Annotated in this window: 18 protein-coding genes and 1 pseudogene; 8 read left to right on the top strand and 11 right to left on the bottom strand. The window is 36.6% G+C overall.

What is annotated here, in order from left to right; translation table 11 throughout:
* Positions 1-128: 128 nt before the first annotated feature.
* From H6F32_RS16280 to H6F32_RS16260, 5 genes and pseudogenes are all read right to left on the bottom strand, one after another.
* A complete protein-coding gene (locus H6F32_RS16280) occupies positions 129-1,163 on the bottom strand; it encodes a DUF3326 domain-containing protein (protein WP_190370351.1) in 1,035 nt (344 codons plus the stop codon).
* Positions 1,164-1,328: 165 nt separating this feature from the next.
* The gene (locus tag H6F32_RS16275; RefSeq protein WP_190370350.1) at positions 1,329-1,511 is read right to left on the bottom strand and encodes a hypothetical protein; all 183 of its coding nucleotides are present in this window, start codon (positions 1,509-1,511) and stop codon (positions 1,329-1,331) included.
* A 223-nt stretch (positions 1,512-1,734) separates the two neighbouring features.
* Positions 1,735-2,052, bottom strand: coding sequence for a 2Fe-2S iron-sulfur cluster binding domain-containing protein (locus H6F32_RS16270; RefSeq protein ID WP_190370349.1), 318 nt, complete (start codon positions 2,050-2,052; stop codon positions 1,735-1,737).
* Positions 2,053-2,304: 252 nt separating this feature from the next.
* Positions 2,305-3,741 (bottom strand): FAD-binding domain-containing protein, encoded by a 1,437-nt coding sequence (locus tag H6F32_RS16265; RefSeq protein WP_190370348.1) that lies wholly within the window; start codon positions 3,739-3,741, stop codon positions 2,305-2,307.
* 453 nt (positions 3,742-4,194) lie between these two features.
* Positions 4,195-4,404, bottom strand: a pseudogene (locus tag H6F32_RS16260) (DUF4277 domain-containing protein); the annotation flags it as partial.
* Between the two features lie 365 nt (positions 4,405-4,769).
* Here H6F32_RS16260 and H6F32_RS16255 point away from each other — a divergent pair.
* On the top strand, positions 4,770-6,347 hold the full coding sequence (locus H6F32_RS16255; RefSeq protein WP_190370347.1) for a B12-binding domain-containing radical SAM protein: 1,578 nt from the start codon (positions 4,770-4,772) through the stop codon (positions 6,345-6,347).
* Positions 6,348-6,406: 59 nt separating this feature from the next.
* Here the strand turns inward: H6F32_RS16255 and H6F32_RS16250 are convergent, their stop codons facing one another.
* The gene (locus H6F32_RS16250; RefSeq protein WP_190370346.1) at positions 6,407-7,087 is read right to left on the bottom strand and encodes an HAD family hydrolase; all 681 of its coding nucleotides are present in this window, start codon (positions 7,085-7,087) and stop codon (positions 6,407-6,409) included.
* A 259-nt stretch (positions 7,088-7,346) separates the two neighbouring features.
* Between H6F32_RS16250 and H6F32_RS16245 the strand changes: the two genes are divergently transcribed.
* A complete protein-coding gene (locus H6F32_RS16245; RefSeq protein ID WP_190370345.1) occupies positions 7,347-7,556 on the top strand; it encodes a molybdopterin-binding protein in 210 nt (69 codons plus the stop codon).
* Positions 7,557-7,864: 308 nt separating this feature from the next.
* Here the strand turns inward: H6F32_RS16245 and modA are convergent, their stop codons facing one another.
* The gene (gene modA / locus H6F32_RS16240) at positions 7,865-8,668 is read right to left on the bottom strand and encodes a molybdate ABC transporter substrate-binding protein (RefSeq protein WP_190370355.1); all 804 of its coding nucleotides are present in this window, start codon (positions 8,666-8,668) and stop codon (positions 7,865-7,867) included.
* 415 nt (positions 8,669-9,083) lie between these two features.
* A complete protein-coding gene (locus H6F32_RS20275; protein WP_199294603.1) occupies positions 9,084-10,922 on the bottom strand; it encodes an SGNH/GDSL hydrolase family protein in 1,839 nt (612 codons plus the stop codon).
* A 458-nt stretch (positions 10,923-11,380) separates the two neighbouring features.
* On the opposite strand from H6F32_RS20275, the gene H6F32_RS16230 reads away from it, so the two are divergent.
* Together H6F32_RS16230 and H6F32_RS16225 are read left to right on the top strand one after the other, a co-directional pair.
* On the top strand, positions 11,381-12,379 hold the full coding sequence (locus H6F32_RS16230) for an aldo/keto reductase (protein ID WP_190370344.1): 999 nt from the start codon (positions 11,381-11,383) through the stop codon (positions 12,377-12,379).
* A gap of 137 nt (positions 12,380-12,516) precedes the next feature.
* On the top strand, positions 12,517-14,346 hold the full coding sequence (locus tag H6F32_RS16225) for an ATP-binding cassette domain-containing protein (protein WP_190370353.1): 1,830 nt from the start codon (positions 12,517-12,519) through the stop codon (positions 14,344-14,346).
* Here H6F32_RS16225 and H6F32_RS16220 read toward each other — a convergent pair.
* From H6F32_RS16220 to H6F32_RS16210, 3 genes are all read right to left on the bottom strand, one after another.
* Entirely contained in the window at positions 14,330-14,716 is a 387-nt protein-coding gene (locus tag H6F32_RS16220; RefSeq protein WP_190370343.1) for a type II toxin-antitoxin system RelE/ParE family toxin, read from the bottom strand. The two genes, H6F32_RS16225 and H6F32_RS16220, sit on opposite strands and share 17 nt — an antisense overlap.
* The gene (locus tag H6F32_RS16215) at positions 14,709-14,954 is read right to left on the bottom strand and encodes a hypothetical protein (protein ID WP_190370342.1); all 246 of its coding nucleotides are present in this window, start codon (positions 14,952-14,954) and stop codon (positions 14,709-14,711) included. The genes H6F32_RS16220 and H6F32_RS16215 overlap by 8 nt, the downstream gene beginning before the upstream one ends.
* A gap of 117 nt (positions 14,955-15,071) precedes the next feature.
* Entirely contained in the window at positions 15,072-15,848 is a 777-nt protein-coding gene (locus H6F32_RS16210; RefSeq protein ID WP_190370341.1) for a sulfite exporter TauE/SafE family protein, read from the bottom strand.
* Positions 15,849-16,062: 214 nt separating this feature from the next.
* Here H6F32_RS16210 and H6F32_RS16205 point away from each other — a divergent pair, with 214 nt between their 5' ends.
* The 4 genes from H6F32_RS16205 to H6F32_RS16190 all read left to right on the top strand — a co-directional run bounded on the left by H6F32_RS16205 (position 16,063) and on the right by H6F32_RS16190 (position 21,604).
* Entirely contained in the window at positions 16,063-16,734 is a 672-nt protein-coding gene (locus tag H6F32_RS16205; protein ID WP_190370340.1) for a glutathione S-transferase family protein, read from the top strand.
* Positions 16,735-16,947: 213 nt separating this feature from the next.
* A complete protein-coding gene (locus H6F32_RS16200) occupies positions 16,948-17,907 on the top strand; it encodes a sulfurtransferase (RefSeq protein WP_190370339.1) in 960 nt (319 codons plus the stop codon).
* Positions 17,908-18,190: 283 nt separating this feature from the next.
* Positions 18,191-19,186, top strand: coding sequence for a formylglycine-generating enzyme family protein (locus H6F32_RS16195; protein ID WP_190370338.1), 996 nt, complete (start codon positions 18,191-18,193; stop codon positions 19,184-19,186).
* Between the two features lie 54 nt (positions 19,187-19,240).
* Positions 19,241-21,604, top strand: coding sequence for an arylsulfatase (locus H6F32_RS16190; RefSeq protein WP_190370337.1), 2,364 nt, complete (start codon positions 19,241-19,243; stop codon positions 21,602-21,604).
* The last annotated feature ends 52 nt before the right edge of the window (positions 21,605-21,656 follow it).

Genomic DNA, 21,656 nt, shown 5'->3' with positions numbered 1-21,656 from the left:
CAACTGGTATGAAGTACAGAGGAATCTGTTTACTTTAGTTGTACGTGAGCATATTTTTGCTAATCTTAATAGCGATCGCATGATCTAGAATACATAGATAATGTTTTTTGTCAATGCGTAAGTCCTAATTATAATGATAATGACCAATGATTTATGCCAGCTTTATGGGCGACTATTGCCCCTACTGCTTCTAAATATGAGTTTACCTGTAAGGTTTGGATTCCTAACGCTGATGGTGGAACTTGTATTAAAGTTTTATTTTCTGTAACATTAATTATCAAACATTGTTTTTGACTTAAGTTTAAGATTGTACTATTGCCGCAAGCTGTTGAGGGAATAATAACAGCATCTATTTGATTAGCCCAGATATCATTTGGTAAATAATTGTTAATGTTTTTGTTAAGAATTATTTGCGGGGCGTTACTCAGTCCCACTAAAACGCATGGTAAAAAAGTATATCCTATTTCTTCCGCCGCAGAACGGGGGGCTAAGTTCGGTTCTACTGGGCTGGGAGTCAGTGCTGGGGCGTGGGCGCAGGGTATTTTGAAGGTGCGAACTAATAAATGGCTAATAACTGCTTCTGCACCAGCTATGGGATCCACTCCTTTTCCTTGTTGATACTTACTGACGGCTATTTGATCACTATTTTCGGGAAAACGAGTGACTACAGCGATCGCTTGCACTTTTTCCTGTATAATTAATTTTTCTGCCCCTCTTAATAAACTATCGGGGTTGCCTATTGTTCCCCAACTCACACCAGATGATGATGTCCGTATTTCTACGTTTAATGGAGTGTCTGTAATTACATGATTACTAATATTTAATCCCAGTGTGGCTCTGGCTGCGTCTTGTACTTGCAAGTGTCTGAGCATTAATTCTGGTTCAATACCCTGGTCTAAAAGCAAACCTACCCGGTTACTGTAGACGGGACGTAAACCCCATTCCCCAGCAGTAAATTTATCTAGGGCGTATCCTTCTACGTAGAGGGCATTGGGAATATTCCAGTATAAACTTGCACCATTCATTACATTAGGATGGGTGATCAGGCGATCGCATACCTGTGATATTAGTTTAGCTATGGGTAGTCCATCACCTGCATATCCCCCTATGGATGCTCCTATACCTGTAGGTATAATTAAAATTACTGTATATGGTTTTTTCATAGTTATAATATTATAATGAACTACTGTACACTTAAAGTAGTGGTTCATCCTAAAAAGAAAATAATTTCTCAAAAAATGCGCGATCGCTTTCTCATATTATACTAATTAATATATACTATAATTGCAGCGATCGCTGACCATTAATTATCTATTAACTATTACTTATTAACTCACATTTTCAGTAGTAACTACAGCCTCTACCGTAGCAACTTGTTCCGCTTCATTAACAGCAGTAATAGCCCAACGTAAAGGCTCCCCTTGTTTTTGTAATTCAGCCTTAATAGCCTTTTCCAACTCATGAGGAGTTTCTTGTAATGCAACTTCTGCGGTAATAAAATGAGTGGTCATAATTTCTCGATCCTTGATATTTATTCTTCAGAGAACATAGATAGATAATAATTACTGGTAATTGCTAATTATCAATTATTATCTAATTTTGATTATCTAATTTTGGTATTGCAGAACTCAGGTATGAAATTGAGAAATTCAAAACTTGAAACTTTGCATCTAACGCACTGAAAGTGCTTCGCTAATGCGCGAAACAAAATTCATAGCGCCATTATGCAATGCCCTAATTTTTACCAAATTGCTTTTGATAAACAATTTCTTCCTTTTCAGTTTCTATGATTAAATCAGAAAGAGGTTTAGCCACACATAGTAGTGCGTAACCCTGTTGTTGTAGCTCTACACTAACACCCATACCATCTTCTTGACTTACAAATCCTTTTGTAACCAAAGCAGCGCAGGTAGTACACACTCCAGCACCACAAGAAGTTGGTAAGTCTAAACCTTTAGCTAAAGCGACTGAGAGAATAGTTTCATCATCTTTAACTTGTATATTATATGTTTGTCCTTGATGATGAATTTCTACGTTGTAAGTGGTGGGCATATCTAAAATGCAGTGTGTAGTAAAGAAAAAATTTGTTTGTTTTAGGACTTACGCAACTGGAACATTGGTAGGGTGTGGTTCGACAAGCTCACCAACCACGTCAGACAGTATAAATCATGTAAATAACCAAATTGTTGATATCTGACGCACCCACTCAACAGATTTTTTAGTGTGACACTTGCGTAAGTCCTACGTTTAGGATACCATACCAGAAAACTACAAACTGTTAAACAGGATTCAGGATCTCAATCATCAACTCTCCATTTTAACTTGTTGATATATTTCTTTAAACAGAGCTTGTTGTTTTTGATGATCAACAATTGGTGTAGGATATCCTAACTTATGACATTCCCAAGCAGGAATTTTACCACTAATTAAATATTCCGTATCCACAGATTTTAACTCTGGTATCCATTGGCGAATATACTCCGCTTCTGAATCAAATTTCTGAGTTTGACTAGCAGGGTTAAAAATTCTTAATGGTTGAGCATCCATCCCACTAGAAGCGCTCCATTGCCAACCTCCATTATTAGCACATAAATCACCATCTATGAGTTTTTGCATAAAATATTTTTCTCCCCATTGCGGATTTATAATGAGATCCTTGGTAAGAAAACTAGCTACAATCATTCTACATCTATTGTGCATCCAACCAGTTTGATTAAGTTGACGCATAGCAGCATCTACTATAGGATATCCCGTTTTTCCTAAACACCATGCCTGAAAATATGTTTCATTATTGTACCAGGGAAAAACTTTAAATATTTGTCTATACGGTCCTGTTTCTAATTCTGGAAAATGATACATAGCGTGTTGAAAAAACTCCCGCCAAGCAAGTTCTTTTTGCCATGTTTCAATACTTTTATTAGTTTCTTCGCTGTTACTATTAGCTAATGCTTCTATAGTAGTTTGCCAAATTTTCCTAATACTAATTACCCCAAATTTCAAAGCTGAACTAAGGTGAGATGTACCATCAATTGCGGGAAAATTACGATTTTCTGCATAGTTACTAATAGAATTTTCTAGGAAATATTCTAATAACTTATTAGCAGCTTTTTCTCCTGGTTGAATAATCAAATCTTCATCCCAAATAAATCCTAAATCTTTAGCACTAGGTAAATTTATTGTGCCGATATTTTCACAAATTCCTATTTCTTGATCTGTTAAATTTTCCAGATTTGGTAATATATCAACAGGTGGTTTTTTATGTTTAGAAATCCAATTTTTCCAGAAAGGAGTATAAATTGTATAGGGAGTTTTTGTACCACTAGAAATTTCTTGTGGTGAATGCAATAATTGATCCCAATTATCAGGTAAAAATTCTATATTCTCAGTTTTTAATTGTTCAATAATTGCTAAGTCCCGTTTTTTTGCGTAAGGTTCAACATCACAATTCCAAAAAACCGCTTTAGCTTGTAAAGCAACTGCTAATTTAGGAATTGCTACCACTGGATTATCTTGTAAGATTAATAATTGGCTACCTAATTGTCGGTAATCTTGTTGTAATGTGTGTAAACAACCAAGCATATATTTTACTCTCACTGGTGCGATATCATCTCGTTGCAAAATTTGCGGATCGAGACAAAATACACCAACTACCTTTGATGTTTTTTTTCTAGCGGCTATTAATCCTGTATTATCATGAATACGCAGATCCCGACGATGCCAAAATAAGATTAAGTCAGACATGAAATTATTTGTAGTGTTTATGTACTAATTTAAAGTTGCATTTAGAGTTTATCAGTAAATCAGTACAAGGATCGAGAAAAATAATCATTAAGCATTAGATATCTACAAAAAAATAATTATATCCCACATTCCGTACTTCAATTAGTAGTATATAAAAACTACATATAAAGAAAATTTAAGTAACTTTAAAAAAATAAATTATGCAAACAAAAATTTCCGGCTTGACCATTTTGTTGTAAAGCTACTTAAACGAGAATATTTAATTTTAATTTTCTCCAATTCTTGAAACAGAAAAATATATACAGCAGTTTCCGTTATTATGAGGTACAGATGTTAATGATAAAACCCTTGTAACACGCGCATCTTGCTGTGTTCATAGTGTACCTTATGTAGATGGAATGTGCTGTAAATGACTCCTACATTGTTACTTAACCAGAATTTTCCTGATTATTTAGTTGAATATAAGTGAGAATATTTGGTTGATATGCTATATTTTTTGACCGCCTCTAAAGCAATTACTAGAAACAATTTAGTTAGTCCATATTTGTATAGCCTATCTATAACTCTTCCTAATTTATCATCATTTAAATCTTGGGCTTTAATTCCTTCTCCTAATAAATGTTCTATGAATTTATCCTCAAAGAGTTGGGAAAGTGGAAAAAGTAGGGGCTGATTTCTTAATTTTAGATGAGGTAGAAATCACTTTACCCCGGTAGCATATTCTAGGTAATACTTACTACATTATCAACATACTCATAAAAAATAAAAAATAGCATAGGGAAACCTATGAATTAAAGCACGTCTATAATTATCATAAACAAACTCATACATTTCCGGATTTCTGGCTATTGTGTGTAAGCATCAACACACCATACAAACTCCTCATCTAATCCCAGTTCTTTCATAATCAACTAAGGGATCAAAATTATCGCTCTATTATTACACACAACAGACAAATTGATAAAAAAGTCAAATAGTCCTAAATTTCGTTACAGTTAGATAACTATCAAATCGTGAAGGGTGATACCATGCGTGTTTTACTAGTTTATCCCATATTTCCCAAAACCTTTTGGTCTTATGAAAAGATCCTGGCATTAGTGGACAGAAAGGTACTATTACCACCTTTGGGTTTAGTGACGGTAGCAGCGATTTTACCCCAAGAATGGGAATTTAAACTCGTAGATCGCAATATTCGTCCAGCTACCGAAGAAGAATGGGCTTGGGCAGATATTGTGATTTTCTCCGCTATGATTGTCCAAAAACAAGATTTATTAGCGCAAATTCAAGAAGCAAAACGACGCGGAAAATTAGTGGCTGTGGGTGGTCCCTATCCTACTTCTACTCCCCATGAAGTGGAAAAAGTAGGGGCTGATTTCTTAATTTTAGACGAGGGAGAAATCACTTTACCCATGTTTGTAGAATCTCTACAAAAAGGCGAAAAATCTGGCGTTTTCCGCACTACAGAAAAGCCTGATGTGACAATTACACCAATTCCCCGTTTTGATTTATTAGAATTTGATGCTTATGATATGATGTCTGTACAATTTTCGCGGGGTTGCCCTTTTCAATGCGAATTTTGTGACATTATTGTGTTGTATGGACGCAAACCAAGAACCAAAACTCCAGCCCAATTATTAGCAGAATTAGATTATCTCTATGAGTTGGGTTGGCGACGTAGTGTATTCATGGTTGATGATAATTTTATCGGCAATAAACGCAATGTGAAATTGTTGTTAAAAGAGTTAAAAGTGTGGGTTAAAGAACACGGTTATCCCTTCTTTTTTGACACGGAAGCATCTGTTGATTTAGCCCAAGATCCTGAATTAATGCAGTTAATGGTTGACTGTGGTTTTAAAGCTGTATTCTTAGGAATTGAAACCCCAGATGAGGAAAGTTTACAGTTAACTAAGAAGTTCCAAAATACTCGTGGTTCTTTAGCTGATGCGGTGCAAACTATTATTAAGGCTGGTTTGCGGCCAATGGCTGGTTTTATTATTGGCTTTGATGGTGAAAAATCTGGTGCTGGCGATCGCATTGTCAGATTTGCAGAACAAGCTGCCATTCCTTCTACTACTTTTGCTATGTTACAGGCATTACCAAACACCGCTTTATGGCATCGTTTAACCAAGGAAGGAAGATTACGAGAAAATCAAGATGGTAATATCAATCAAACTACTTTGATGAATTTTATTCCCACTCGTCCCCTAGAAGAAATCGCTAGGGAATATGTGGAGGCTTTTTGTGCTTTATATGATCCCGTTGCCTATTTAGATCGCACCTATCGCTGTTTTTTAATGTTAGGTTCTCCTGACTGGACTCCTGCACCTAAAAAGCCAGAATTAATAGTAATTAAAGCTTTGTTAATTGTACTTTGGCGACAAGGTATTCTTCGGGAAACTAGATGGAAGTTTTGGCATCATTTATTTAGCATTCTCAAACGTAATCCCAAGGTATTTGAACAGTATATTTCTACTTGCGCTCACAATGAACATTTCATTGAATATCGCCAAATTGTCCGCGATGAAATTGAAGGTCAATTAGCAGCTTATTTAGCCCAAGGTGCTGAAAAACCCTATGTTGTTGAGAAGGAAAAAGTTGTAGCTTAGGTAATTCTTTTGATAGTAAGCGGGCATTTTGCCCGCATTACAAATACACAATTTCACCTCTATTGACTTAATATAAAATCCACTGCTGTTACTAAATCTGGTAAGATGAAATCTGGGTTATATGATGCTAATTGTGTGCGATCGCGTATTCCTGACTCTACCGCTATCATCTTAATATTATGCTTTTTAGCAGCCGCAATATCCGCTTCTGTATCTCCAATCATCCAAGTATCTGTTACTGGTGGTAATTCAGTTACAGCTTTACTCATTAATAAAGGTTTATCTTCAATATCACGGGTTTTTACATAGTCATTACCCAAACAATAACGCCTATCTTCAGCAAAGAATTTACCTAAATCATACTTATTAAACGCATAATCTAATTCTCTTACTCTTCGCATAGTCATCACAGCTAAATCAATACCAGCAAATTTAACTTTAGTTAATGCTGATAAGGCTGTGGGAATCATTACATCATAGTCAAAATATGGTTGAGTATGTACTGTCTTTTTGCGAATTTGGGAAAATTGCTGCGCTTGTTCAGTATCTAAACCAGATTTTAATGCTATTTGAGTTTCAGGAATGTGCGATCGCTTCAACTGCCAAAACTCCTGTTTAGAAAGTTGTCTAACCTCTTGTTCAGAATATCGTGTTTTTTCTAAACATAACAGATAAACCTGGTAATATCGCTCAGAAACATCCATAATTGGACCATCAAAATCAGTAATTAGTCTTAACATAAATAACTTCGTAATTTTTAACCAAGATACGCAAAATAAGCAAACTATCTTAATCCTATTCAACCACAAAACTCCCTTTAACTTACTCCCATTTAGAAGATTTAATCAGTAAGTTAAATTTCCACTCTTACAAACAAAATTACTCTACATTACACTGATTAGTAATTATAAAAACTATCTGTAATTCTGACAGCTATTAGAAATTTTCTGATATATATTATCTATTATATAAATCACAAAATATCAAGGAGACTTAAAAATGCAAGTTAGCGCTCGTAATACTCTTAAAGGTACAGTAAAACACATTTCCTTTGGCACTGTCAATACAGAAATAATCATAGAACTTGCACCAGGAGTAGAGGTAACATCAATTATTACCAAATCATCTGCGGAAAATCTTAACCTTAGCGAAGGTAAAGAAGTTTATGCAATTGTTAAAGCAACCGATGTTATGATTGGAATTGACTAAAAAACTTTTGTGGAACAAGCATCTTGCCTGTTAAACAATAGTATATTCAGTATAGACATCTTGTACAATTCATCTTAGGGACAATTCATGAATTGTCCCTACAAGATTTTGGTGATTATGCACATTTCATAATCTTAATTAAAGCTATAGGAATAATATTTGATTTATGAAAAGATACTTAGGGTGTGGTTCGGTAAGCTCACCAACCACGTCAGATCCCATAAATTCTATCAATCAACAAATTTATAATATCTGACGCACCCTACAATACATAATTTTTTCAAGATTTTAAGATGAGTCCTATATAACTAAGGCAAAATAAACCCATATTTCTTAAATATAGCCTTAGCTTGATCACTAACTAAAAATTTTGAAAAATCTTTAGCAACATCAATATTTTTACTCCGTTTCACCACCGCTAATGGATAAATAATTGGAGAATGATATTTTTCATCTGCTGTAACTACAACTTTTACCTTATTAGAGATTTTCGCATCAGTTACATAAACTAAACCTGCATCAGTATTACCATTCTCTACAAATGCTAAAACTTGACGTACAGTATTAGCAAACACTAATTTTGATTTCACTTTTTCCCAAATCTTCAACTTTCTTAATACTTGTTCCGCATATTGTCCAGCCGGTACACTTCTTGGTTCACCAATAGCAATTTTTTTCACTTTAGCATCTTGCAGACTGTAAAAACTAGTAACACCAACAACATTTTTAGGTACTACCAACACTAGACGATTTTTCGCAACTATACTACGAGTACCTGATACTAAGAGTCCCTTTTTTTCTAAAGCATCTACCTGTTTTTTTGCAGCAGATATAAATATATCCACAGGTGCACCTTGTTCTATTTGTTGCTGTAATGCACCAGAATTAGCAAAATTATAATTTATATTCACATTTGGGTGATTTTGTTGGTAAATAGGTTTAATCTCTTCCATTACCTCTTTTAAACTAGATGCGGCAGATATCAATAACTTACTATTAGTAGTATTGAACTGTGCTAAAACATAAAAAGGTCTTATATTTGGTAAACCAACAATTAATAGTAAAGTGAATAATACTGTAAATATGAAGGTGAGCAGTTTGTTTCTGGCTATTGCTAAATTAAACATGGGTTTTACATTTAGTACAGTTAGTATCGTTTTACCAACCTTACCATAAATCACCATGATTTTTACCAATATAACTGGTAAACAAATTTTGTATTTTTTGATAAATTATAAGTATTGTATCCTAATATACTTTTTATTTGGCAAGATCAGAAGATTATTACCAACTATATTGGCAAGAATAGCTTTTTTTACTTATGGATGTGAATAGCAATGGCAAAAAGATTCTGATTTTCTAGCTACAGGAATTTGCAGATGGACTGGTAGAAATACAGATTTTACCTATCTGTTACCCAAAGTCCTGTATTGAACTATCATCTGATATGTATAATTTGTCATGTAGATATCCTGTCTCCACAAAAAGACTTTTTGGTGCAAACCCTACATAGAGTTTCTGAAAATGTTAGAAAACAAAATTGTTGACGTTGTTCAAATCAGTGGTAGTGATATTATTAACCTCAAGGAAGTTCTTAAATATCGCACTGCCTGAAATGCCATCCCGGTCAATTTGCAAAAATGTACTATTAGCATGATTACCTGTTCCGGCCGCAAATCTGATGTATTGATCTGTAATAGGATTAGCTCCATTGTAACTTATACTGCTAAGTAACTGGCTAAGGACAATTTTATCTTCTCCCACAGTAAAATCCGTAATCTGTTGTCCCACATCTCGGAAATTGGTAAACACGAAGAAATCATTACCAGCACCCCCGGTAATAGTTTTTGCCCCAGGACCACCCGTAATATAGTCAGAAACATTAGTTCCTATAATTGAGTTACGTCCATTGTTAATTGAGGGATTACCAGTAATTTCATTGAGATCATTGACATTAATAGTGAATTGTTTTTCATAACTTAACCCTCCTTGATCTGTAGTTTTGACTCTAATGCTGTAACTGTTCTTGGTTTCAAAGTCAAATACAGTGTTAGTTTTGAGTTGATTTCCAATAATGATAAATGAACCGTTATCCGTGACACCATCTCCTGATACTAAACTATAGGTAAAGGTGTTTGCTATATCTGGGTCTGTAGTGGAAAGATTACCAATTACTGTACCAATGGCTTGGTTTTCGGCAATGTTACTATTATTTATGGTAATGTTGGTAGGTGCATTGTTGACATTTTCGACATAGAGAGTAAAGATATCACTAACATTTGCTCCTGCTTTATCTGTAGCAATCACCTTTACATTTAATTCGCCTATATTTGCTGTTTTAGGAGTACCAGTAAAGGTTTGAGTAGTAGAGTTAAAATTTAGCCAGTCTGGTAAATTACTGCCATCAGCTAAAGTAGCTGAATATTTAATTAAATCAGGAATTACACCATCATTGAGTAGCGTATTTTCAAATGTATCCGCAACTAATTGATGAAATGTTGTAGTGGGATGAATATTGTCCCAGAAAACGTATTGATTTGGGTCAACTGGATTAGTGGCTGTAATTAGAGGTTGGGTAATATTAGTAAAGTTGTAACTAGCAGGATTAGCCTGAACAGCTTGACTCAAACCAAAGATATCTACCACAGATAAATCAACATTGAGGACTGGTTCTAAGTTCGTTAGAGCTTGGTTTAAAGATGTATTAAACAAATTAGAAACTGATGTGGCATTAGTTACATTATTATTAGCAATACTTGAAGGAGTAAAACCTAAATCTGTTAAATTGCCAACCACAATTTCTTTAGCACCCAATTCTGCTAACGTTGTAATTGCACTACTAATATTATTAACTGCATTAGTTACAGCTTGAGCAGGATCTGTGGCAAGATATAGAAAATCGTTAGCTCCAGCCCAGATCACGTACAATCCATCTTTACCGATGAGTGTAGCAGTATTTAAAGTTTTAAATTGCTGAATTTGTGTCAGTAATCCAGGTACAGTTATCGAACCAAAAGTATTATTTAATCCTGTATTTGCGCCCAAAAAAGCGAAGTTTTGAATTGATTGGTCTGTAAATCCTAAATTTAGTGCAAGATAATCAACCCAAATTAAGCCATTAGAAAGACGACCTAGATAATTAGGTGGTAGTGGAAAGGTATTACCTGATGCTTGGTAGGCGTTACCTGTATCTGATAAACTATCACCAAATATGACTAGGTTTTTATAGGGATTAATTGCGTCTAAGTCCGAAAAGGTATTTTTAGGTAATGTAAATGTGAAGGTAGAATTGACCTTAGTTGTTTGATCTGCGATCGCACTATTTAAAATCGGCACATTATTAAGGTTTTCAACTGTAATTGTCATGATAATGTATGGTTATTAAAGGTTTTAGTCAGTAAACTTAGTAAATAATAAAGTAGATGTTTAAACACATCCAAAAACTTATACAATAAACACGGATTAGGTTTGGAATTTTGCAAAATCACTAAAAACTCATACATATATGTAAGGGTTTAGCAGTGCTAAACTCCTATCTGTAGAATCAGATAACTAAACCATTTTGAGTATAACAAAATTACAGAACCAATTTCTCCAGCAAATAAAAAGAATGTTTACCAAAAGACTTGTTTTTTAGTAAAAACTATGGAATACTTTTATCTTACTACGATAATCCGACCAATAAACTGTAGTTAACGTTAAACCCTGGTAGTTTACCAGTCAAAACAGGAGTGAAATTTCTTCACTTCTATGTTTTTGTCATGCAACACACTCTTCCCCTTCGCGCCTTTGCGTGAAATAAAAATTCTACAACTAACATTTTCATGACATTACCAACAACTAAACTTGGTCAAACCGGACTAACCATTTCCCGACTTGTTCTCGGTACAATGACCTTTGGACTACAAACCGACGAAGAAACTTCTATCAAAATTCTCGATACTGCCGCCGAAGCAGGAATCAACTTTCTCGATACCGCCAATGTTTACCCCCTTGGTGGAGGACTACCCACTGCTGGACGAACTGAGGAAATTATCGGCCGTTGGTTAAAAGATAAACGAGAACAATTTATCATTGCTACTAAAGCCGTTGGTAAAGTTGGTTCTGCACCTTGGGATCAGGGATCTTCACGCAAACATATCTTAGATGCCATTGATGCTTCCCTCAAACGACTGGGAACTGATTATGTTGACCTGTACCAATTGCATTCTGATGATGCTTCAACTCCCCTGGATGAAACCCTAGAAGCTCTGGATACAATAGTTCGTGCCGGTAAAGTCCGTTATATCGGAGTTTCCAATTTCTTAGCTTACCGACTAGCCCGCGCTTTAGGTCGTGCAGATGTGCGTCATTTGACTCGTTTTATCTCCATTCAACCCCGTTATAATCTCTTATTCCGGGAAATTGAGCGAGAATTATTACCCCTAGCCCAAGAAGAAGGTTTAGGTGTCATTCCTTACAATCCCTTAGCCGGGGGACTGCTGACAGGGAAACATAAACAAGCAGCAGGACCTACAGCAGGTACTCGTTTTACTTTGGGTACAGCCGCAAAGCGTTATCAAGAACGTTATTGGCATAATCGTGAGTTTAACACTGTAGATGAATTACGCACAGTGGCAGATTTAGCAGGATTATCTCTCACAACCTTATCATTGGCTTGGGTTTTAGCTAATCCAATTATTACTGCTCCTATTATTGGTGCAAGTCGTCCAGAACAACTTATTGATAGTCTCAAGGCTGTGGAAGTAACACTTGATGACAATTTGAAACAAAAATTAGACGACATTACTGCTGAATACCGCAGGGGAGATGCTGTGCGTTAAGAGAATTTTGCATGATAGACATAGGAGTGAAAAAGAATAGAGACGTTACATTAAACGTTTATACAGGAGTTTGTGAAAAACGCATTCATTAATTTAATTTCTGGAAATGTCTATTTTAATTTTTTACAGCAGCTAAAATTATGAAAAAGATAAGACTTTCTAAATCTTTTCAACGCGCTCCCAATGCGCCAGAATTGCCAGATACTCCTTTCCTATTTATTTGTTATTTTGTGAATCAGTTTCGCTGGTGGTATGTGGTAATGGTGCTTCTGGAAATTGCACACGCCACCTGTGGAATTATGTTACCTTATGCGATCGGTGAGATGATCCGCAGTGTCACACGCTTAACAGGAGACAGTAAACTCATTTTTGATACTTTGAGACAACCCTTGATTCTGTTTACGTCCTTGAGTATAGGTGAGGTGGTATTTGGGCGTTCTGCTGGACTGTTACAAACTATTCTCCATCCCATCCACAGACAGCATATTGTTCGGTCTTTATATGCCTATTTACAGCAACATTCCCACCGCTATCTCAGCAGTAGTTTTGCTGGTGCGTTAGCCCATCGCATTGCGGAAACTTCTCTGGGCGTTACCCAAACGATGCAAATGATGATTACGGAATTTATGCCAGTAATTATCGTTTATATAGTCTCTACAATTTTACTCTATCGCGCCTATCCTCCCCTAGCTGCATTTGTGGGGATTTGGGCAGTTTTGTTTATCAGTATTTCCTTCTGGTTAGCGACTCGATGTCGAATTTACTCCCGCAAGGCCGCATCTGCTAGAAGTGAAACCACTGGAATTATTGTAGATTCCGTGACAAATCTCACCAGTAGCCGACTGTTTGCCCGTTTGGGTTTTGAACGACGCTATTTGAATGACCAATTAAAGCGCGAACTGAAAGAGGTGAGAAAGTCTAATTGGTATTCTGAACGAATTCGCTGGTTTCAGTTTATCTCAGCAGCAATTCTAAAAATCGGTACTTTATATTATTCACTTTCTCTGTGGAGTCAGGGAAAAATAGCTGCGGCTGATTTCGTTGTTGCCACCAGTTTATCGCTATTAATCATTAGTGAAGCCCGCAATTTAAGCAAACGGTTTTTAGAATTTTTTGAACATATTGGCAATGTCGCTAATGGTGTTCATACGATTATTCAACCCCATGAAATTATTGATCGGGATAATGCTATAAATCACGCCATTACTAAAGGTAGTATTGAGTTTCGGCAGGTGCATTTCAGCTACTCATCAGAGAAGACGGTGTTTACTAATCTTTCCGTCACTATTCAACCAGGAGAAAGAGTGGGATTGGTGGGTTTTTCTGGTTCTGGAAAATCTACTTTTGTTAATCTGATTTTGCGTTTATTTGACCCGCAATCGGGACAAATATTAATTGATGGGGTGGATATTAAAGACATGACTCAAGAAGCCCTACATTCGCAAATTAGTTTGATTCCTCAAGATCCTTCTCTGTTCCATCGCACCTTGTTAGAAAATATTCTCTATGGACGTTTAGAAGCATCACAGGCGGAATTGATAGAAGCAGCACGGAAAGCCTATGCTGACGATTTTATTGCCCAGATGAAGCAGGGTTATGATTCTTTGGTGGGAGAACGTGGTGTTAAATTATCTGGAGGACAAAGACAAAGGATTGCGATCGCCCGTGTTATCCTCAAAGATGCACCTATCTTAATCTTAGATGAAGCTACTTCTAGCCTTGATTCCATTACCGAAAAAGCGATTCAAGATACCCTAGATTCAGCAATGAATGGAAAGACGGTAATTGTGGTAGCCCATCGTTTATCTACGATCGCTCATTTAGACAGGATTTTAGTGTTTAATCACGGTCGTATTATTGAAGACGGTACTCACTCTCAATTATTGGCTAAGTGTGGCGCTTATCACAGATTATGGCAAATGCAAGCCGGTGGATTTCTACCAGTAACCGCTAGTAATCAGATTTAGTAACTATAGATAGGGCGATCGCTTGCTCTCTTTCATCTTCTGTAAGTGATGTATCAAAACTATTAATAATTTGGCAAATTTCAGACACTTCAATATTAGTTTGATCTGATTTTGAGTAAATGTCCAGTAAAACAACTAATGTAGTATTTGCAATCCAGTATATTAAACGATAACCTCCACTTTTACCTTTTTGAATATCGCTATTTTTAACCCGCACTTTCATGACTGCACCTGGAAATTCTCCCATCTGCAACATTTCTAAAATCGTCTGGATATCCACTTGAATTTGGCGGTATTTTTTGGCTAAAATTCTCAGTCTCCGCCTAAATTCAGGTGTTAATCTAATTTCGATTAAAAAAGAATCAGTCAAGGTTAATGTCCTCCCAAAGTTGAGAAATTGGGAGAGTTTTTCCTGTTACAGCTTGTTGCCAAGATTTGCGAAAACTTTCAGATGAAAAATCTGTATCATCTTTTATATCGTTTTGAGTTTGAACTTCCAGAGAATGGGTTTTTTGAATACTGATGGATAGTATTTTTAGCAGTTCAAGCTGCTCTACTAATGAGAGATTTTGAACAATATTGACAGCTTGTTGAAGTTGTGATGTCATAACATACCTCCTTTTTTTTATTTTACATGATTTGTTATCATCCTCAAAGCCGATATGAAAATCCAGAATGCTTATCAGGACGATAACTCCAATTATATCTGACTATAGTTATCAGTCTTAACCACGAATAAAAAAGTAAGTCGTCATACTAAAACCAACAAAAATCACAAATATCCGCACAAAACGAGGGTCTAATCTCCGAGCATAATGAGCGCACAAATAACCACCAAGAGAACCACCCACAGCCATTAAAATAGCCTGATGCCAAGCAATTAAACCAGCGAAGATAAAAGGAAAAATAGCGATACCGTTGATACAACTACCAAGAAAAGATTTAAAAGCATTCATAGTGTGAATATTTTTAATACCTAAAAAACTTAAAGTTGCTAACATTAAAATTCCTAAACCTGCACCAAAGAAACCACCATAGATAGATATTGCTAATTGAGCAATCACGAGAATTAGTAAAGGAGGAGATTCTGATGATGATTTCTGGCTTTGAAATTGTAACCACATTTTTAGAGGTTCGCTAAATGTAAATATCAAAGTTGCTGAAAGTAACAGGTAAGGAAGTAGCTTTTTAAACATATCTGGTGATGTATATAGGAAAATAACAGAACCAATTCCCCCACCAATTAAACTGGTAATACATAGTATTAAAAGTTCTCGTTTTGGGATGTTTAAATTGTGACGATATGCACCTGCACTGGCCATAGCTGCAATCCATAAAGCAGTATTATTTGTGGCATTAGCGGTGATTGGGGATACACCAGTAAATATTAAAGCGGGAAATGTAATAAAAGTACCACCACCCGCTACAGCATTAAGTGACCCGGCAATAAACGCGGTACTTAAGAGAAGCAAGCTATGGACAAATGTTAAATGGTTAGGCATCTTGACTCTAAATTTTGAGAATAATGATTACTAAAAGACTTGTTTTTTAGTAAAAACTATGAAATACTCATAATATAATACGATAACCAGACCGATAAACCGTAGATAATGTTAAACTATGAAGTGAATCAATTTCACTTGTGTTTTTAACTGTCATCAACCGGCAATTTCGGCAATTAACCGAAAATTCAAACTCCATCAAGGAAAGGACGAAATGAGTACCTTACAACTTTATTACACTAAAGGTTCTACCTTCTCCCAAAGAACTCGTGCGGTTTTATTAGAAAAAGGAATTGATTTTACACCCATTGAAATTGATTTACAGCACAAACCAGAAGGCTTTACCGATATTTCTCGTTACGGTAAAGTTCCCGCAATTAAACATGGGGATGTGGAAATATATGAGTCCGCAATTATCAATGAGTATTTAGAAGAAGTATTTCCTGAACCAGCTTTGTTACCTCATGATCCTGCTAAAAAAGCCGTTGCAAGAATTTGGGGCGATTACGCTAATACTCGTTTAGTTCCAGCCTTTAATAAATTACTGCGTGGTAAAGATACCCAAGAACAAGAACAGGGACGAAGAGAGTTTTTAGAGTCTCTTTTATATATTGAGGAAGAAGGATTAGGTAAACTTTCTGGTAATGGTCCTTACTGGTTAGGAGAAAATTTCAGTTTAGTTGATATTAGCTTCTATCCTTGGTTTGAAAGATTACCAGTTTTAGAAAAGTTTCGTAATTTTACGCTACCAACAGAAACACCCAAAGTAAAGCAATGGTGGGAAAATTTGCGTCAACGTGAATCCATTCAAGCAGTTGCTAATCCTACAGAATTTTATATAGAGAGATTTACCAAAATTCTCGGTTTAACAGTCCCATCGGCGTAAAATGCAGTTGTTGATATTACTTTGATATTACTGCTGATTAAAGTAATTACACTAAGATTGGCATTTAGGATCTTAGCTACCAATAAACATCTCTGAAAATATGCTAGAGATATTCCTATGTAATCTCTCTACAAGGGTTATGACAAATGCATATTTACCTATATTATAGAGATGTCTAATCAATAGTGTGAGTAAATACAAAGAAGGGTGAAAATGACATTTAAAAGTTTCTCTTTCAAAAATCTGAAAAAACCTAAGTTATTTGCTTTGGTGGCGATGTTTTTTGCCTTGGTAGTCAGTATTCCCTTATTACCTTTGCCAGTATTATCAGCTAATTCTTCCGCTAAGATTCAGTTTGTTTCGCCAAATTGGGTAGCTGAAAATGCCAAAGATCCCAACTTGAGAATTTTAGATGTACGTAATTTTCCTCTTGACTATATAGAAGGACATCTTCCTAATGCCGTAAACATTGCCGACATAGCTTTTAGAGGTCCAAAAGAAGGATTACCAGTACAATATTGGAAAAATCAGAAATTAGGAGAAATATTTGCCTATTCAGGAGTAACAAATAACAGTCGTGTACTTGTATATTCAGATGGTAGAGATGTTTTAGGTGCAACAATGGTTGCTTATTTACTAGAACGTTCTGGACTCAAAGATATTGCCGTCTTAGATGGTGGTTATGCTGGTTACAAAGCTAGTGAAGATGTTACGAAAGAATTTCCTAAATACTCAGTTGGTAAATTCACAGTCAAAGATAATCCTTCCGTGCGAGTGAGTTTAAATGATGTGAGGAAACTTATTGGTAAACCGGGAGTTGTTTTTATTGATCCTAGACCAGAAAAATTGTTTCGAGGTGAGGAAAATATTTGGATACGCAATGGACATATTCCTGGGGCACGAAATATTCCTTGGGTAACATTTACAGATGCTAAAAATCCTCATAAATTAAAGTCATTAGATGAGATTAAGCAAATTCTGGCAGATAAAAAGATTGTCCCTGCAAATGACATTATTGTTTCTTGCAGTACGGGACGGGAGGCTACATTACAATATGTGGTTTTAAAGCATCTGCTTAATTATCCCAAGGTGAGAATTTATGAAGGTTCTTGGACAGAATATAGCACTCAAAAAGATTTACCAGTGGCTACGGTCGAGGAGAAAATAAGTTAGAAGAAGACAAGTTAAAGGTCTTTTGACATGAACTCATAATCTATGTTAATTTCTGCCTCTTTTCCACAAATTTTTGAAAAATAAATCCATGAGCTATGCAAGTAATTTTACTAATCACTGCTGCAATTTTAATCTTTAGTCCAGTATATGGATTTGCTGCTAATAATCTCGACCAGGATAACTTGGTCAGTTGTAGAAGTAGTAAAGACCAACCTCCCAATGATTCTACAAGCGATAGCTACGCTCGCCGAAGGCATCGATCAGGAGCTTAATACAACGAAAAATGCGGTCTTTAATATTGCTACTAATTCAAGTAGTTGCACTGATATCGCTATTTACCAATTCACTAGCATTAGCAGATACCCTTAATACTTGTCCACCAGGAATGGTAATGATTTCTGGAGGCACATTCAAAATGGGAGCAGATGATTCTGGTTTTGAGGAAGAGCGAGGGGCTGAAAATGTTACAGTTAGTTCCTTCTGCATTGATAAATATGAGGTAACAAACGCCCAATTCACTGAATTTATCAATGCCACAAAATATGTAACAGTTGCCCAATGCCCCTTATCAAAAGAACAGTTTCCCGACTTATCAGATGAAGAAAGATTACCAGGTTCCCTAGTTTTTCAAATGCCAAAACCAGGAGTTAAGCAAGTTCAGCTTCTGAGTTGGTGGCATTGGACACCCGATGCTAATTGGCAGCATCCCTTTGGCAGTGATAGCACAATTGTAGGTAAAGAAAACTACCCCGTTGTGCATATTGCCTACCAAGATGCCCTAGCTTACGCCCAATGGGCAGGAAAATCATTACCTACAGAAGCACAGTGGGAATATGCTGCTCGTGGAGGTTTAGATAGTGCAACTTATACATGGGGTAATCAGTATTCAGTCAAAAAAGCTAATACTTGGCAGGGAATTTTCCCTTTTTTCAACACCAAAGCCGATGGTTATATAGGTATAGCCCCAGTTGGTTCATTTCCTGCCAATGGTTATGGACTTTATGACATAACGGGCAACGTTTGGGAATGGACTAGCGACTTGTTCAATTATAGATCCCCGACTTCTCAAATAAGTCGGGGATCTGTTAACCCCACAGGTCCTGGTAAAAGTTTTGACCCTAAAAAAGCGACAGAGATTGCCCTTCATGTAATTAAAGGAGGTTCTTATCTATGTGCGCCCAATTATTGTAGCCGTTATCGTCCAGCCGCCCGAGAATCACAATCTCCTGATACTGGAACTACCCATATCGGCTTTCGGTTAGTAAAAAACCTGAATTAAAGAACATTCTCTTAATTCCTCTGTGAGCCTCTGGGTCTCCGCGTGAGAAAAAATATGTTAAATTTAATTGTGCGAGCAATCCGCTTGCGGCAGCGCTTCGTTATCGCTATATCTCTTTCCATCATTTTCCTAATCACTACTAGCCCAGCCTTAGCAGATAGAGGAAAAGTATTACCAATTAATCCACCATCTTTCCAAGGTAAAATCGGTATTACTTACAAAGAGTCAATACCGGATTTTCCCGCACCAATTAAAGCCCCGGAAAAAGCCCCCAATGTATTATTAGTATTATTGGATGATGTGGGTTTTGGGCAAGCGAGTACCTTTGGTGGACCTGTAGATACACCGAATTTAACTCGTTTAGCTGAAAAAGGATTACGTTATAACCAATTCCATACTACAGCCCTTTGTTCTCCTACACGCGCTGCTTTATTAACTGGACGTAATCATCATTCAGTGGGTACAGGTGTAGTTGCAGAGTTAGCATCTGGTTTTCCTGGTTACACGACTATCTTACCTAAGAGCGCTACTACTGTAGCGGAAGTATTACGGCAGAATGGTTATAACACCGCAGCTTTTGGTAAATGGCACAATACACCGGATTATGAAACCAGTGTAGCTGGACCTTTCGATCGCTGGCCAACATGGTTAGGATTTGAGTATTTTTACGGTTTTTTGGGTGGTGATACTAACCAATGGAGTCCGGCTTTAGTGGAAAATACTAAGCGGGTTGCACCACCAAATAATAACCCTGATTACCATTTGACTCCAGATTTAGTAGATCATGCTATTAGCTGGATTCATTCTCAACAGTCTATAGCCCCCGATCAGCCTTTCTTCACTTATTTGGCTACCGGTGCTACCCATGCACCTCATCACGCCCCTAAAGCCTGGATAGACAAGTATCAAGGCAAGTTTGATCAAGGCTGGGATAAATTACGAGAGGAAACCTTTGCCCGTCAGAAACAACTAGGTGTAATTCCCGCTAATGCCCAACTTACACCCCGTCCCAAAGAATTGCCGGCATGGGATTCATTATCTCCAGATGATCAAAAAATCTATGCCCATGAAATGGAAGTATTTGCGGGATTTTTAGCACATACCGACCATGAAGTGGGAAGATTAATTGATGCCATTGACCAAATCGGTGAATTGGACAACACCTTAATTTTCTACATTGTTGGTGATAATGGTGCTAGTGCTGAAGGTGGTTTATCAGGTAGCGTTAATGAATTAAAAGTTTTCAATAAAGTACCCGAAAGCCGAGAACAACTTCTAGCTTCTTTGAATGACTTAGGTAGTCCCAAAACCTTTAATCATTATCATGCAGCTTGGGCTTGGGCAGGTACTACCCCCTTCCAATGGACTAAACAAATCGCTTCTCATTTTGGTGGCACTCGTAACCCCTTAATTATTGCTTATGGCGATCGCATTAAGGATCAAGGCGGACTCCGTAGCCAATTCCATCATGTCATTGACATTGCACCAACTATTTTTGAAGCAGCAGGAATTACAGCACCGACTCAAGTTAATGGGGTACAACAGCAGAAACTCGAAGGTACTAGTCTAGTTTACACCTTTGATGCTCCTAAAGCTGCCTCTAAACATGAAACTCAGTATTTTGAGATGTTTGGTAACAGGGCTATTTATGATAATGGATGGATAGCTGCGGCCCGTCATCCTCGATTACCTTGGCAGGGTACAATTAATGCTGACTTTGAGAAAGATCCTTGGGAACTATATAATATTGAAGAAGATTTCAGCGAAGCTAATAATCTGGCGGCTAAAAATCCAGAAAAACTGGAAAAACTCCAAAAACTGTTTTTATCAGAAGCACGCAAATATAACGTTTTACCATTAGATGACCGCGTTTCTGAAAGATTTGACGTGCAAGATCGTCCTTCTCCCGCCGCAGGACGTACAACTTTTACCTACTATTCTACAGGAGTGAGCATTCCTGAAGGTAGCGCCCCAAGTTTAAAAAATAGATCCTTTAGCATTACTGCTGATGTAGAAATTCCAGAAAGTGGTGCGGAGGGTGTTTTATTAACTCAAGGTGGACGTTTTGCGGGTTGGGGATTTTTCCTAGAAGATAGTAAACCAACTTATGTTTACAACTTTGTAAATGCTGAACGTTACATTATTCAATCTCCTGAAAAATTAGCCCCAGGTAAATCAACAATTAAATTTAATTTTGATTATGACGGTGGTGAAGTTGGTGCAGGAGGAATTGGCAAGTTATTTATTAATTATCAACCGGTAGCTGAGGGTCGAATTGCCAAAACTATACCCTATCGTTTGGCTTTGGATGAAACTTTTGATGTTGGTCGAGATACAGGTACTTCGATTGTGGAAACTTATCAAGTACCGTTTGCTTTCACAGGTAATTTACAGAAGGTTACTTTGAATTTGAATTAAAAATGAATTAAAAAATGTAGGGGTAATTCATGAATTACCCCTACTTTACGCA

The organism is Anabaena sp. FACHB-1237 (genome assembly GCF_014696225.1).
Taxonomy (GTDB): Bacteria; Cyanobacteriota; Cyanobacteriia; order Cyanobacteriales; family Nostocaceae; genus FACHB-1237.
This window is presented reverse-complemented; position numbering and strand designations above follow the sequence as displayed.

Bases quoted from the DNA above. Each gene is read 5' to 3' on its own strand.
- H6F32_RS16280 (WP_190370351.1), bottom strand. From the start codon at position 1,163: ATGAAAAAACCATATACAGTAATTTTAATTATACCTACAGGTATAGGA.
- H6F32_RS16275 (WP_190370350.1), bottom strand. From the start codon at position 1,511: ATGACCACTCATTTTATTACCGCAGAAGTTGCATTACAAGAAACTCCT.
- H6F32_RS16270 (WP_190370349.1), bottom strand. From the start codon at position 2,052: ATGCCCACCACTTACAACGTAGAAATTCATCATCAAGGACAAACATAT.
- H6F32_RS16265 (WP_190370348.1), bottom strand. From the start codon at position 3,741: ATGTCTGACTTAATCTTATTTTGGCATCGTCGGGATCTGCGTATTCAT.
- H6F32_RS16255 (WP_190370347.1), top strand. From the start codon at position 4,770: ATGCGTGTTTTACTAGTTTATCCCATATTTCCCAAAACCTTTTGGTCT.
- H6F32_RS16250 (WP_190370346.1), bottom strand. From the start codon at position 7,087: ATGTTAAGACTAATTACTGATTTTGATGGTCCAATTATGGATGTTTCT.
- H6F32_RS16245 (WP_190370345.1), top strand. From the start codon at position 7,347: ATGCAAGTTAGCGCTCGTAATACTCTTAAAGGTACAGTAAAACACATT.
- H6F32_RS20275 (WP_199294603.1), bottom strand. From the start codon at position 10,922: ATGACAATTACAGTTGAAAACCTTAATAATGTGCCGATTTTAAATAGT.
- H6F32_RS16230 (WP_190370344.1), top strand. From the start codon at position 11,381: ATGACATTACCAACAACTAAACTTGGTCAAACCGGACTAACCATTTCC.
- H6F32_RS16215 (WP_190370342.1), bottom strand. From the start codon at position 14,954: ATGACATCACAACTTCAACAAGCTGTCAATATTGTTCAAAATCTCTCA.
- H6F32_RS16210 (WP_190370341.1), bottom strand. From the start codon at position 15,848: ATGCCTAACCATTTAACATTTGTCCATAGCTTGCTTCTCTTAAGTACC.
- H6F32_RS16205 (WP_190370340.1), top strand. From the start codon at position 16,063: ATGAGTACCTTACAACTTTATTACACTAAAGGTTCTACCTTCTCCCAA.
- H6F32_RS16200 (WP_190370339.1), top strand. From the start codon at position 16,948: ATGACATTTAAAAGTTTCTCTTTCAAAAATCTGAAAAAACCTAAGTTA.
- H6F32_RS16195 (WP_190370338.1), top strand. From the start codon at position 18,191: ATGCGGTCTTTAATATTGCTACTAATTCAAGTAGTTGCACTGATATCG.
- H6F32_RS16190 (WP_190370337.1), top strand. From the start codon at position 19,241: ATGTTAAATTTAATTGTGCGAGCAATCCGCTTGCGGCAGCGCTTCGTT.